This is a genomic window from Arcicella sp. BE140 (genome assembly GCF_031456255.1).
Lineage (GTDB): Bacteria > Bacteroidota > Bacteroidia > Cytophagales > Spirosomataceae > Arcicella > Arcicella aquatica.
On the sequence record NZ_JAVDUE010000008.1, the window covers coordinates 32,691 to 45,713 of the forward strand.

The 13,023-nt window shown below is 35.0% G+C and carries 10 protein-coding genes; 9 read left to right on the plus strand and 1 reads right to left on the minus strand.

What is annotated here, in order from left to right; translation table 11 throughout:
* Positions 1 to 35 precede the first annotated feature (35 nt).
* The 8 genes from J2Y60_RS12570 to J2Y60_RS12605 all read left to right on the plus strand — a co-directional run bounded on the left by J2Y60_RS12570 (position 36) and on the right by J2Y60_RS12605 (position 10,041).
* Positions 36 to 1,760 carry a GMC family oxidoreductase gene (locus J2Y60_RS12570; protein WP_309916034.1) on the plus strand — a complete coding sequence of 575 codons (1,725 nt, stop codon included), beginning with the start codon at positions 36 to 38 and terminating at the stop codon, positions 1,758 to 1,760.
* 274 nt (positions 1,761 to 2,034) lie between these two features.
* Positions 2,035 to 3,357: a DEAD/DEAH box helicase gene (locus tag J2Y60_RS12575; protein ID WP_309916038.1), complete on the plus strand. Its 1,323-nt coding sequence runs from the start codon at positions 2,035 to 2,037 to the stop codon at positions 3,355 to 3,357.
* 361 nt (positions 3,358 to 3,718) lie between these two features.
* On the plus strand, positions 3,719 to 4,069 hold the full coding sequence (gene speD / locus J2Y60_RS12580; protein WP_309916041.1) for an adenosylmethionine decarboxylase: 351 nt from the start codon (positions 3,719 to 3,721) through the stop codon (positions 4,067 to 4,069).
* Complete coding sequence (locus J2Y60_RS12585) at positions 4,053 to 5,366, plus strand: DUF4178 domain-containing protein (protein ID WP_309916045.1); 1,314 nt, start codon at positions 4,053 to 4,055, stop codon at positions 5,364 to 5,366. Before speD ends, J2Y60_RS12585 begins: the two co-directional genes overlap by 17 nt.
* 249 nt (positions 5,367 to 5,615) lie before the next feature.
* Positions 5,616 to 5,834, plus strand: coding sequence for a DUF350 domain-containing protein (locus J2Y60_RS12590; protein ID WP_309916048.1), 219 nt, complete (start codon positions 5,616 to 5,618; stop codon positions 5,832 to 5,834).
* A 2-nt stretch (positions 5,835 to 5,836) separates the two neighbouring features.
* Positions 5,837 to 7,333, plus strand: a complete 1,497-nt coding sequence (locus tag J2Y60_RS12595) for a polyamine aminopropyltransferase (protein ID WP_309916050.1) — start codon at positions 5,837 to 5,839, stop codon at positions 7,331 to 7,333.
* Entirely contained in the window at positions 7,330 to 8,973 is a 1,644-nt protein-coding gene (locus J2Y60_RS12600; protein ID WP_309916051.1) for an NAD(P)/FAD-dependent oxidoreductase, read from the plus strand. Before J2Y60_RS12595 ends, J2Y60_RS12600 begins: the two co-directional genes overlap by 4 nt.
* Positions 8,974 to 8,994: 21 nt before the next feature.
* Complete coding sequence (locus J2Y60_RS12605; RefSeq protein WP_309916054.1) at positions 8,995 to 10,041, plus strand: hypothetical protein; 1,047 nt, start codon at positions 8,995 to 8,997, stop codon at positions 10,039 to 10,041.
* A gap of 119 nt (positions 10,042 to 10,160) precedes the next feature.
* Here J2Y60_RS12605 and J2Y60_RS12610 read toward each other — a convergent pair whose 3' ends face one another.
* Complete coding sequence (locus J2Y60_RS12610) at positions 10,161 to 10,931, minus strand: DUF475 domain-containing protein (RefSeq protein WP_309916057.1); 771 nt, start codon at positions 10,929 to 10,931, stop codon at positions 10,161 to 10,163.
* 364 nt (positions 10,932 to 11,295) lie between these two features.
* On the opposite strand from J2Y60_RS12610, the gene J2Y60_RS12615 reads away from it, so the two are divergent.
* Positions 11,296 to 12,966, plus strand: a complete 1,671-nt coding sequence (locus J2Y60_RS12615; RefSeq protein WP_309916059.1) for an amidohydrolase — start codon at positions 11,296 to 11,298, stop codon at positions 12,964 to 12,966.
* The last annotated feature ends 57 nt before the right edge of the window (positions 12,967 to 13,023 follow it).

Sequence of the window (13,023 nt, forward strand, 5' to 3'; positions counted from 1 at the left end):
CACAAATAATTCATTAATTTCAAATCAATATCAAAGTGGAAATTACAGGAACAGGAAATAAAGCAAATACTTACGATGCTATCGTAGTTGGCTCAGGAATATCTGGCGGTTGGGCTGCCAAAGAATTGTGTGAAAAAGGCTTAAAAGTAATCATGCTTGAAAGAGGGCGTGATATCAAACATATTCAAGACTATCCGAATGCTACTAAAGCACCATGGGAATTTGAACACCGTGGTAGAGTAGATAATAAATCTGCGGAAGAGCATTTCATCGGTGTTCGTACGGGTTATACCGTAAATGAGCCTTGGAGAGATATGTTTGAAAATGATAAAGAAAACCCAATTGTTGAGAAAAAACCAATCGACTGGATTCGTGGATACCATGTTGGTGGTCGCTCTTTGATGTGGGGTCGTCAGTCATATCGTTTAAATGAAAAGGATTTTGAAGCAAATGCTAAAGAAGGTCTTGGTACCGATTGGCCAATTCGTTACAAAGATTTAGCTCCTTGGTATGACCACGTAGAGAAATTTGCAGGTATCAGCGGTAATAAGGATGGTATTGATGTGTTACCGCATGGTGACCATTACTTACCAGCGATGAACATGAATGCTTTAGAGAAAGAACTAAAGAAAAGAATTGAAAAGGAATTCTCTTCTCGTCACTTTATCATGGGGCGTACTGCACACTTAACGGGAGAATCTAAAATTGCTTATGATTTAGGACGTTCGCAATGTCAGTTCCGTAACCGTTGTATGATGGGCTGTCCTTACGGAGGGTATTTCTCTACGCAGTCTTCAACGCTTCCAGCAGCGGTAAAAACGGGAAATTTAACACTTCGCCCTGACGCTATCGTTCAAGAAGTTATTTATGATGACAAAATAGGCAAAGCAATAGGTGTAAGAATAGTTGACCAAAATACTTTACAGTCAATCGAATATTTTGCTAAGATTATCTTCTTGAATGCTTCTGCTTTTGGAAGTACAGGTATTATGTTGAATTCAAAATCGAAACGCCATCCAAATGGCTTAGGAAATGAGTCAGACCAACTAGGTCGTAACATCATGGACCACCATTTGGCAGTTGGTGCAAGAGGCGAATTTGAAGGGTTAGAAGATGACTATTACTATGGTCGTCGTGCTAATGGTATATATATACCAAGATACCGTAACTGGGGAACTGACAAACGTGATTACTTACGTGGTTTTGGTTACCAAGGTGGAGCTTCTCGTGAAGATTGGGGTCGTGGTGCTGGTCAAGAAGGATTAGGTGCAGACTTTAAAGACGCATTGAGTTACCCAGGAAAATGGACATTCAATATCGGTGGTTTTGGTGAAGTAATACCAAATCCTGAAAACAGAATGACATTAGACCCTAACCAAAAAGATAAGTGGGGAATGCCATTATTCGTATTCGATGCTGCTTATGGTGACAACGAACTAAAAATGCGTGTCGATATGAAAAACGATGCAGCAGAAATGTTAGAAAAAGCAGGATTGAAAAACGTTACTCCTTACGATGACCAAACTAAACACTTGGGAATCGGTATTCATGAAATGGGAACTGCCAGAATGGGAACGGATGCTAAGAACTCTGTATTAAATAAAAACAACCAAGTTTGGGGTGCAGAAAACGTATTTGTAACTGACGGTGCAGCTATGACTTCGGCTTCATGCGTAAACCCATCACTTACTTACATGGCTTTAACAGCAAGAGCAGCCTCTTATGCCGTTGATGCTTTGAAAAAAGGTGAGTTGAAATAATTGTGAACTATAGGGCTTTGTAAATCGAAGTTTTAGGTTTCAGAAAATGATTAAAAGTCCTCAGTTTTAAGTAACTGGGGACTTTTTGTTTTGGGTATTTTTGATTTATTTACTACTTTAAATCTATTCCTTAATGACTAATATACTCTCAGAAAGCTGAAACCTGACAGCCGATAGCTAAACTAATCTGCTTAATAAACAGACGATTATGGGATATTAATTTATCTTTCAGAAAGTTTAAAGCTACCTTTGCAGTAATAATCAATTTACAGTCATGACTTTCGAAGAATTAAATCTTAATAAACAATTACTTAACGCCCTTGAGGATTTGGGCTTTACTTCACCAACAGCTATCCAAGAAAAAGTTTTTTCTGTAGTAATGTCAGGGAAAGATGTTTGTGGAATAGCGCAAACAGGAACAGGAAAAACGTATGCCTATTTATTGCCATGTCTTCGTCAGTTAAAATTTTCAAAAGAAAAAGCCCCACAATTAGTAATTATTGTGCCTACTCGCGAGTTGGTAGTACAAATTGTAGAAGAAGCTCAGAAGTTATTGACTTATATGAGCTTTAAAGTATTGGGCGTTTATGGCGGTGTAAATACAAAATTGCAAGTAGCAGAATTGTTAGAAGGAGCAGATATATTAGTAGCCACACCAGGGAGATTAGTTGATTTAATATCAGTAGGGGCATTTTCGGGTAAATCAGTCAAGAAATTAGTGATTGATGAATTTGACGAAATGTTGAATTTGGGTTTCAGAGCACAGTTAAAGATTGTGTTTGGTAAACTGCCTCAAAGAAGACAAAACTTACTTTTTTCAGCAACACTTAATGAAGAAGTAGAGCAATTAATAGAAGACTATTTCAATAGTCCAGTAAGAGTAGAAGCTACTCCCGTAGGTACACCTCTTGAAAATATTAGCCAATCTTATTACGAAGTACCCAACTTTTACTCAAAAGTGAATTTCTTGAATTTGTTATTAGCCAAAGACGAGACAATGACAAAAGTATTAGTCTTTGTTTCAACCAAACACTTAGCTGATGTACTATTTGAGGAGGTTAGTCCAGTATATGGAGAAGCAGTAGGAGTAATTCACTCGAATAAAGCTCAGAAACATCGTTTTGATAGCGTAGATAAATTTCAATCAGGAGAGTGCAGAATATTAATTGCGACCGATATTATAGCCAGAGGGTTAGACGTAGCAGAAGTAACCCATGTAATAAATTTTGATTTACCAGAAACTCCACAAAACTACATCCACCGTATAGGTAGAACAGGACGAAAAGAGCGTAAAGGTATAGCAATATCGTTTGTGGTTGAAAAAGAGAAAGAATATCTTTCAGAGATAGAAAATCTGATGAATTATTTGATTCCTCAACAAGAATTACCAGAGGAATTAATATTATCAACGAAAATTTTACCTGCGGAGACTGAAAGAGTAACGATGAAAACGATTCAGGTAAAAGCTCCTAAAAAAGAAGAAAGCGGAGCGGCATTTCATGAAAAATCAGAGAAAAACAGTAAAGTAAACGTAAGAAGAAACCATGCCGCAGAAATGAAAAAGAAATATGGCAGGGCTTATAAGAAGAGAGAGTAATTTGGTGAATTAATCATCAGAAGGTTTATATAGAAAATATGTAAGATAAAGAGCGTTTTAATAAAGGACGATAATCGTCAATTATAGAAATGATAGATTTATTTTACATATTTTTTTGATATAAGGGCTAAATTAAGCTATAATAACCATTTTTGAAATGGATTTTAATCGCACCAAGTGGAATTGAAATTCTTCGTCGTTTATAAATATGCCTGAGATAGTAACTTTTAATCGCACCAAAAGGAATTAAAACAAACCTCAAAAACCAAAATCTTCAAATAACCTTGTTTTAAAGAGAAATCAGGATGATTCATTTTTGCATGATATTTAAATTTAAGTATTTTTGTAAAAAAACTACTAAATGTATCAACCAGGGTTACACCTTATTTGTGACTGTCTAAGCAGTAAAATTGAGTTGCTTTCAGATTATATTGATTGCCAACAATTATTAAATGAAATGATTCAGCATCAAGGCTTATCTAAAATTGGAGAGGTTTACCACAACTTTCCTACAGGTGGTTTTACAGGAGTTGTATGCTTAACAGAATCTCATATCTCTATTCATACTTGGCCAGAGTTTGGACGCATAACATTTGATGTTTTTCTTTCTAATTATCAGAAGGTAAATGATAAAATAGCCCATACTATTTACGATAAATTAATAGAACTGTTCAACGCCAAGGTAATTGCTTCTCATGAAATTAAGCGTTAATCAACTTTTTCACTTTTCTCAGGACTATCAATGTGCAAGCTGTTTAACATTACTCCGTGTTAACTGTGCTGATACACAATGTCTTGTATGTAATAGTTGTGGAACATTACACGTAGTAAAGAAAAGTAATCTTTATGATGGCCAATATAAAGTAGATGAAATCCATAACCATAAATATCCACAAGGAGCTAAATCAACTATTTCAATAGGAACTAAGCTAAAACTAAAAGAAATTGATTTTACGGTGGTTGGCTTTCTTAAAAAGAAAGAAGGCTCTTATGCTTGGCAAGAATATTATCTTTATAATGAAAAAGAAGGGTATTATTTTCTTACAGAGTATAAAGGACATTGGACTTTTTTAAAAGAATCTACTGACGCAAATATTAATACTTACAAAATTGAGATTACGTTTGAACACCAAAATTATCGCCTTTTCAGCGAATATCATGCTAACATTAAGGGAGCATTAGGAGAATTCCCGATAGATTTACTGGAAGTATCAAGTACTTCAGTAAAAGAATATATCAATCCACCTTATTTATTAACGGTTGAAAAACATAGAAAAAAAATAACTTGGTTCAAAGGAGAGCACTTGCCTAGTATAGAACTATACGAGGCATTAGGTGAAAAAGTGGAATTGCCAAAAGAAGATGGAATAGGTGTAATACAACCTAGTTCTTTTTCAGTGTCTTTTGTCGAACTAATGAAAATAGCAGTGATTGCCCTTACTTTATTAGTAATAATACAAGTGTTTTTCTCACCTTCAGAGCGTGTTTATTCAAAAGATTTTAATGTATTTTCTATCGAGGAAATGCGTCCGAATAGTGAGTACGATAGCACTAAATTCTATATTACGCCAAGTTTTAAACTAAAAGGAGGGAATAGAAACATTGAGTTTACCTTAAGAGCAGATGTTTCAAACAATTGGTTTGAAACAGATTTGGTATTAGTCAATGAAAAAACAGGGGAGGAATACACAACAAACTTGGGTGTTGAATATTATTCGGGTGTTGAAGGAGGAGAGTCTTGGTCAGAAGGAAGCACAGAGATGAGTACACTACTTGAAAAAATACCAGAAGGAACATATCATTTAGAGATTACACCCTCATCTGCTTATCCATCCATAGTTTCTGATTTTTCAATCATTGTAGATAGTGGCGTTGCTGACATATATAATTTTTTTATCGTGCTAGTTTGTATAGCTATTATCCCTGCCTATAGCTTTTACATAGAGAGAAATTTTGAAAAGAGCAGATGGGACTCAAGTGAATACTCGCCTTATTTAGAAAATAATTAGTATGGATAATATAGAAAATTTTATTAAAAACTTTAAGTCAATAATAGCCAATCAAGCTACAGAAAAACTATTATATATAGGCTTTATTACAGTTTTGATGTCGTATTTTACTTACTGTAAATACAACGGACATAGCTTACTTTACTTGATGGAGTCACATTCAGAAAAATGGGCACCTAAAGGTAATAATAATGGATTTAATCATAAATAAAAGTTTAAACAGTAATAAAACTGAAAACCAAATTAATCATGGGAGCATTTTTTCATTTAAGTTCTATTATCGACTCAATAGTGTATTCATTCATTGGGATTTTTATTTTAGTAATATCATTCGTAACTATCGAGAAAATCACACCTGAAAATATTTATAAACAGGTTGTTGAAAAAAATAATACAGCAATAGCATTGATATTTGCGGCGTTTATTATTGCCATTGCTATCATTATTAGCGCAGCTATTCACGGATAATTATGCCTATACTCTTACTATTCGCAGTTTTTGTGATAGCTACCTGTGGGCTTATTTACGAATTGATAGCAGGAACGCTCGCGAGCTATCTACTTGGCGACTCTGTCACCCAATTTTCTACGATTATTGGTGTTTACCTATTTTCGATGGGAGTGGGTTCATTTTTCTCTAAATACATTGAAAAAGAGCTATTAGCTTGGTTTGTAAAAATTGAGATTTTAGTAGGATTAGTCGGTGGAACAAGCTCATCAATACTTTTTTTAGTTTTTGACAAAGTAGCTTCTTTTCAAATAGTTTTATATTTCCTTATTGGCTTAACAGGTATTCTAGTTGGGCTAGAGATACCCTTGTTAATGAGGGTACTAGAGAAAAGTAAATTTGAATTCAAAGAAATTGTATCAAAGGTTTTTACTTTTGATTATATCGGTGCTTTATTGGCTTCAGTATTATTCCCTTTGATTTTTGTCCCGTATATGGGATTAATACGCACCTCCTTCTTTTTCGGTATATTCAATACTATTGTAGCCTTAATTGTATGTCATCAGTTTTCCACCGATTTAAAAAACAAATTTGCATTAAAACTATCAGCTTGGACAGTATTAATATTGCTGCTGATAGGTTTTCTTACATCTGACAAAATCATGTCTTGGTCAGAATCAATGGCTTATCAGGATAAAATTATTTTTGCTAAATCAAGTCATTATCAACGCATCGTTCTGACACGTAATCGAAAAGAACTCAAATTATACCTTAATGGTAACTTACAGTTTTGTTCCACTGACGAATACCGTTACCACGAAGCCCTAGTTCACCCTGGCATGTCAACTAATCCTCATATCAAAAAAGTACTAGTATTGGGTGGAGGAGATGGGCTTGCAGTTCGCGAATTGTTAAAATATAAGCAAATTCAGAAAATTACGCTGGTTGATTTGGATGCTTATATGACAGATTTGTTCAAAACGAATACTCTATTAACCTCATTAAATCAAAACTCTTTGATGCATCCTAAAGTAAATGTAATTAATACAGATGCTTTTCAATGGGTTAGAAATACCAATGAACGATTTGATTTTATCGTCATTGATTTTCCAGACCCTTCTAATTTTTCCGTAGGCAAACTCTATACCAATACTTTTTACCGAGAAGTAGGTAAGTTATTAAATGATAATGCTGTTTTAGTAGTACAATCAACCTCACCTTATGTAGCACCCAAATCTTTCTGGTGTGTTAATAATACCCTTCAGTCTATCGGGTTACAAACCCAACCTTATCATTGTTATGTTCCTTCATTTGGTGAATGGGGATATGTTTTAGCCTCAAAAAAATCCTTTCAAGTAAAGAATAGTCTGATTCCTAACCTTAAATTCCTGACTACTGATTCATTTGACCAAATGGCGTATTTTCCCAAGGATATGCAAGCCGTTAATACCGATATTAATAAACTGAATAACCAAATACTAGTACATTATTTTGAGGAAGAATGGGGGAAGGTACAATGAATAATAAGCTAAAACGAAAAACATTTATTTTCCGTTTGCTTACAGGGGTCAGTGCTATATTAGGTGTTTCGTGGGGAACAAAGGTACTTTTAGAACCCTTGAAAAGTCCGATTAAGGGGCGAATATTAGGTGCAAACTTTAAAATAGGTCATTTGTTAAGGAAACAGCCTGTCAATATTGACTCAATTAATCAACAAGCTATCGAAAAGATAACAACGCCCATTTTGATAGTAGGTGCTGGAGTATCTGGTTTGGCTGCTGCTAGAAAATTATATCAATCAGGACACAAAGATTTCTTTTTAGTTGATTTAGAAGACCATCTTGGAGGGAATGCCGATGCGGGCAAAAATGCTGTCACTTCATATCCATGGGCAGCACATTATCTACCAGTTGCTAACAATGATAATAAAGAATTATTACATTTTTTAGAGGAACACAACGTGATAACTGGTTACTCTGACCAAGGCTTACCTAATTACAATGAATATTATTTGTGTCAATCTCCGCAAGAAAGACTTTTTATGAAAGGTCATTGGCAAGAAGGGTTGATTCCCAATTATGGGATAGCTGAAAGTGATAGAAAGCAAATAAATGATTTTTTTGAATTAATGAATCATTATCGGCAAGCCAAAGGCGCTGATGGACGTTGGGCTTTTACCATTCCACTCAGTGAAGCTTCAGAAGATGAATCGTTTAAAGCCTTGGATGAAATATCGATGACTGAGTTTTTGAAGCAACATCATTTTGATTCAGAATATTTATTATGGTATGTAAATTATTGTTGTAGAGATGATTATGGTATTCAAAGTACTATCACCTCCGCTTATGCTGGTATTCATTATTTTGCTGCCCGAAAAGCCAAAGCTGCCAATGCAGAAAGTAGTGCCGTATTAACATGGCCAGAAGGTAATAACTTTTTGGCTAATGCCCTTGGGAATGATTTTAAAGAAGCCATAAAAACCCATGTACTAGTTCAAATGCTTGATTTGACTTCTGCGAGTGTAGAAGTAACTGCATACAATTGGAAAAGCCAGAAATACCTGCATATAAATGCTCAGAGAGTTATTTTAGCTATCCCACAATTCATTGCTAATCGATTATTGCCAGAAAGTTTGCAACGTAATAATCATGATTTATTTCAATACGCACCGTGGATGGTGGCAAATATTACAGTAAATCAATTACCGATTGACAGTAATGGATTTATGTGTTGGGATAATGTTGCTTATCGTTCTCCTTCACTAGGATATATTAACGCTTGCCATCAATTACTTAATCGTAATCAAGATAAATGGGTATTGACTTATTATTTACCCTTATCTAGTAAATCTCCTTTGGAAGCTAGAAAAGAAGCTATTCTGAAAAAGCATCAAGATTGGATTGAAGAGATTTTGAGTGATTTAGAAAGCTATCATCCAGCTATTAGGAGTACAGTAGAAGAAATTGATGTAAAAGTCTGGGGACATGGGATGATTTCCCCTGTTGTGGGTTTTATTAGTGCTAAAATGCGTAAATTATCTGCCCAACCCATTGAAGATAAAATATTTTTTGCCCATTCAGATTTAAGTGGTATTTCAATTTTTGAGGAAGCATTTTATCAAGGCAATAGAGTAGCAGAAGAAGTAATGCAACATTTATAGATAGTTTTAATAGGTATTTGTATGACCAAACAACCTTGGATAACCAATTCAAAAACAGACTTACTGCTTATCCATACGCCAACTTTTGTAGCATTGGCTTTGTCATTTTTATTTACTCGTTCTTCATTGATGTATGAAGAAACGCCACTCTGGGCATGGGTTATTTTTATTTTATTAATAGATGTTGCGCATGTGCATAGTACCTTGTTCAAAACATACTTTGATTCGCATAGCTTCACCAAGCATAAAACGCTCTATTTATTAATACCCCTACTTTCATATCTATTTTTTGTAAGCTTATATTGGTATGGTGGAAACCTTTGGTTCTGGCGGATATTAGCCTATTTAGCTGTTTTTCATTTCATCCGTCAGCAATATGGTTTTGTCAGACTTTATAATCGACAACATCAACAAGCTAGCTATTTTGATATATTCGATGAACTGATTATTTACCTAGCTACTATCTTACCCATCATTCATTGGCATCTTAATTCGCCAAGAAATTTTGTCTGGTTTATCGAAAAAGATTTTTATTTAATGCCCTCTACAGCAATGTATCTATCGGCAGTAAACTGGCTTTATATAAGTTTTGTAGTGATTTATTTACTTAAAGAAGCATATTGTATACTTAATAATCAGTTAAATATACCTCGTATTTTACTAATGTTGGGTACCGGGGCATCATGGTATTTAGGAATAGTGGTATTCAATAATGATTTAGTTTTTACCATTTTGAATGTAGTAACACACGGTATTCCATACATGGGTTTGATTTGGATAGACCTCCAGAAAAGAAAGGGAACAATCACAGGTTTTAGTAGCGTTGTTTTTAGTAAGTATGGACTATTTATTTTTATAGTAACCATTGTAAGCATAGCCTACTTTGAAGAAGCTCTTTGGGATGCCACGCAATGGGGGAGCTATGAATCTCTTTTTTCTTGGGCTTATTTTCTGCCTACTACTGATTCTGTATTAGTACAGTCTTTACTCATTCCATTATTAGCACTACCTCAGATAACACATTATGTTTTAGACGGCTTTATTTGGAAAAGAAGTTTTGAGGTTTAGGGTTATATTAAGATGAAGTCTTGTATATAGCCAATTGTAGAGACAATTTCATTCAGAAGGTATTTTCCCCTCAAGCAATTTAAAGTTGTATAACAGTCACTTGCTTGAGGGAGTCTACCTTACTTCTTCCTAGCATGATGCGGGTAATTGAAGAAATAGGACGTTAGTAAAGGCACTCCAAAAATTGCTACTGTAATGGCAGAGATATAAGCATCTGCTTCTTCACTTTCCAAGAATTTAGCAATTGGGTTTTCTGGTAAGAAATGCGTTAACAACGATAAGGTTAACTTTAAACCAAGTACGCCAATCACTAAAAAGGCTGCTGTTTCTAGGAAAGGATATTTTTCCATCAACTTCACAAAAGCTTGGGCTACAAAACGCATTGCCAAAATGCCTATAAATACTCCGATACAGATTAAATATAGATTATCTGTAAAGGCTACGGCTGCAAAAACATTGTCAATAGAGAATGCTAAGTCCATTACTTCTACCAAAAAAACAGTAGCCCAGAAAGGACCTAATGCTCCTAAGGTCATGCGATAGAACCAATTGCTTTTTTTGTCTAGCAGGTCGTCGCTTTCTGATGGAGTAGCTTCTTTTTTGAAATAATCATATGTAAGATACAATAGATATAAACCGCCTATCGGTTTCAACCACCAAACTTTTACCAAAAAAGAGGCGAATAAAAGACAAATACCTCTGAAAAAATATGCACCAATAATACCATATTTAAGGGCTTTTTTTCGTTTCTCGGGCGATAAATCCATTACCATCGTAGCGAGTACCGCTGCATTATCCACCGAAAGAAGACTTTCTATCAATATTAAATTACCAACTATTAAGGCTGCTGCCCCTAAATCATTCCCAAAAATTTGATGCAAAAAATCCATAAAAACTGTTTAGTGTCCAAAAGATTGCCAAAGTTACAAACTTTGACGCCTAAAAGAGAAGGCTGATAAGAATATTAATTTGGTTGGTTATATAGGATTAAGAATGGTAAATGAACAAAGATGTATATTTGAGAAGTAAGTTAATACCTTAAAAACAATGGCAGACAATTTTCAGGGAATAATTCTGATAAATTATCACTGTTTTCTAGCTATAATTACTTATTTGTTGGCAAAAGAGTACTCATTTTTATAAGTGCTACCTTTTTTATTAATAAATAACTAAGTTCATATTTTGTTTGAAGTTAAAAATTGAACAAATTAGATAATACAATTCATTCAACTAAACTATCTTAATATCAACAACATGAAAAAAAATACTTACTTTTTATCTTACCTTCTTTTGTTGAGTTTAATCAGTCAATTCCCTTTATTTGCTCAGTCCAAAAAAGCAGTGGCTAAAGTAGAAACAACACTGATTGATGCCAAGAAAATAGAAAAATTACAAAAAGAGATTATTGAGGAAATCGACAAGAAACAAGTGTTTTCTCAACAGATGGTCGATATGATTTTCAGTTTTGGAGAGCTTGGCTTCCAAGAGTACGAAACTTCAAATTATATAACAAGCATTCTTGAAAAAGAAGGATTTACCATCGAAAAAGGTGTTTCGGGTATTCCAACGGCATGGATTGCTAAGTGGGGGAGTGGTAAGCCTGTGATTGCTTTAGGCTCTGATATTGACTGTATTCCTAAAGCATCGCAAAAACCTGGAGTAGCCTATCATGACCCTATTATTGAAGGCGCTCCTGGGCATGGCGAAGGTCATAATTCTGGTCAGGCACTTAACATCACTGCCGCTTTGGTAATTAAAAAAATTATGGAGCGTGAGAAAATCGCAGGTACATTAGTCCTATGGCCTGGCGTAGCAGAAGAATTAGTGGGAACCAAAGCTATTTTTGTGCGTGATGGACATTTCAAAGATATTGATGCTTGTATATTCACCCACGTGGCTAATAATTTAGGCGTACAATGGGGTGATGCTGGTAATAATGGTTTAGTTTCCGTAAAATTTAGCTTTGAAGGCGAGGCAGCTCATGCGGCAGGGGCACCCTGGAGAGGTAAAAGTGCTTTGGATGCTGTTGAATTAATGAATATTGGCTGGAATTTCAAAAGAGAACATTTATATCCTTCTCAACGCTCGCATTATGTCATTGTGGATGGAGGCGACCAACCAAATGTTGTGCCTTCTAAAGCGGCTGTATGGTATTACTTCCGTGAAAGAACATATCCGAAAATTAAGGAGTTGTATGAAGCAGGCGTAGCAATCGCAAAAGGAGCAACGATGATGACGGGTACTACGATGACTTACGAGGTATTGGGTAGTGCTTGGCCCGGACACTTTAATAAACCTATTGCAGAAAATGTTTTTGAACACATCAAAAAAGTAGGTTTACCAAAATGGAGTGAGGAAGACCAATTGTTAGCGACTTCATTACAAGCAGAATTAAAGTCGCCCGAGAAAAAAGGGTTAGCGATGAAAATAGATACTACCATCGAGCCTGTCTTGGTAAGTATGGGTGGTGGTTCGGATGATATTGCTGATATTTCATGGAATTTGCCGACTGTAGTATTGCGTTATCCTTCTAATATTCCTGGATTACCGGGACATCATTGGGCAAATGCTATTAGCATGGCTACACCGATTGCACACAAGGGTGTAACGGCAGGAGCGAAAGTAGAAGCCCTTACTTTATTAGATATGTTAGTAAAACCAGATTTGCTGACGAAAGCATGGGATTATTATAAAAATGAGCAAACAAAGGATGTAAAATATGAACCATTGATTTCACCAAACGATAAGCCTGCTATTAATCTCAATCAGCAGATAATGGCTAAATTTAGACCAGAAATGAAGAAATTATATTACGACCCATCGAAATATAAAACCTACATGGAGCAGTTAGGGATTACCTATCCAACTATCAGAAAAACGGCAACTGAAGAGAACAAGAGTAGCGTAAAGAGTGGAGGAAATTAAAATAAAGAAAATATTAAATAATTTTAACCTACTTGATACAATTTGATTTGTCAATTA

Bases quoted from the DNA above. Each gene is read 5' to 3' on its own strand.
- J2Y60_RS12585 (WP_309916045.1), top strand. From the start codon at position 4,053: ATGAAATTAAGCGTTAATCAACTTTTTCACTTTTCTCAGGACTATCAA.
- J2Y60_RS12600 (WP_309916051.1), top strand. From the start codon at position 7,330: ATGAATAATAAGCTAAAACGAAAAACATTTATTTTCCGTTTGCTTACA.
- J2Y60_RS12605 (WP_309916054.1), top strand. From the start codon at position 8,995: ATGACCAAACAACCTTGGATAACCAATTCAAAAACAGACTTACTGCTT.
- J2Y60_RS12615 (WP_309916059.1), top strand. From the start codon at position 11,296: ATGAAAAAAAATACTTACTTTTTATCTTACCTTCTTTTGTTGAGTTTA.
- J2Y60_RS12595 (WP_309916050.1), top strand. From the start codon at position 5,837: ATGCCTATACTCTTACTATTCGCAGTTTTTGTGATAGCTACCTGTGGG.
- J2Y60_RS12590 (WP_309916048.1), top strand. From the start codon at position 5,616: ATGGGAGCATTTTTTCATTTAAGTTCTATTATCGACTCAATAGTGTAT.
- J2Y60_RS12575 (WP_309916038.1), top strand. From the start codon at position 2,035: ATGACTTTCGAAGAATTAAATCTTAATAAACAATTACTTAACGCCCTT.
- speD (WP_309916041.1), top strand. From the start codon at position 3,719: ATGTATCAACCAGGGTTACACCTTATTTGTGACTGTCTAAGCAGTAAA.
- J2Y60_RS12610 (WP_309916057.1), bottom strand. From the start codon at position 10,931: ATGGATTTTTTGCATCAAATTTTTGGGAATGATTTAGGGGCAGCAGCC.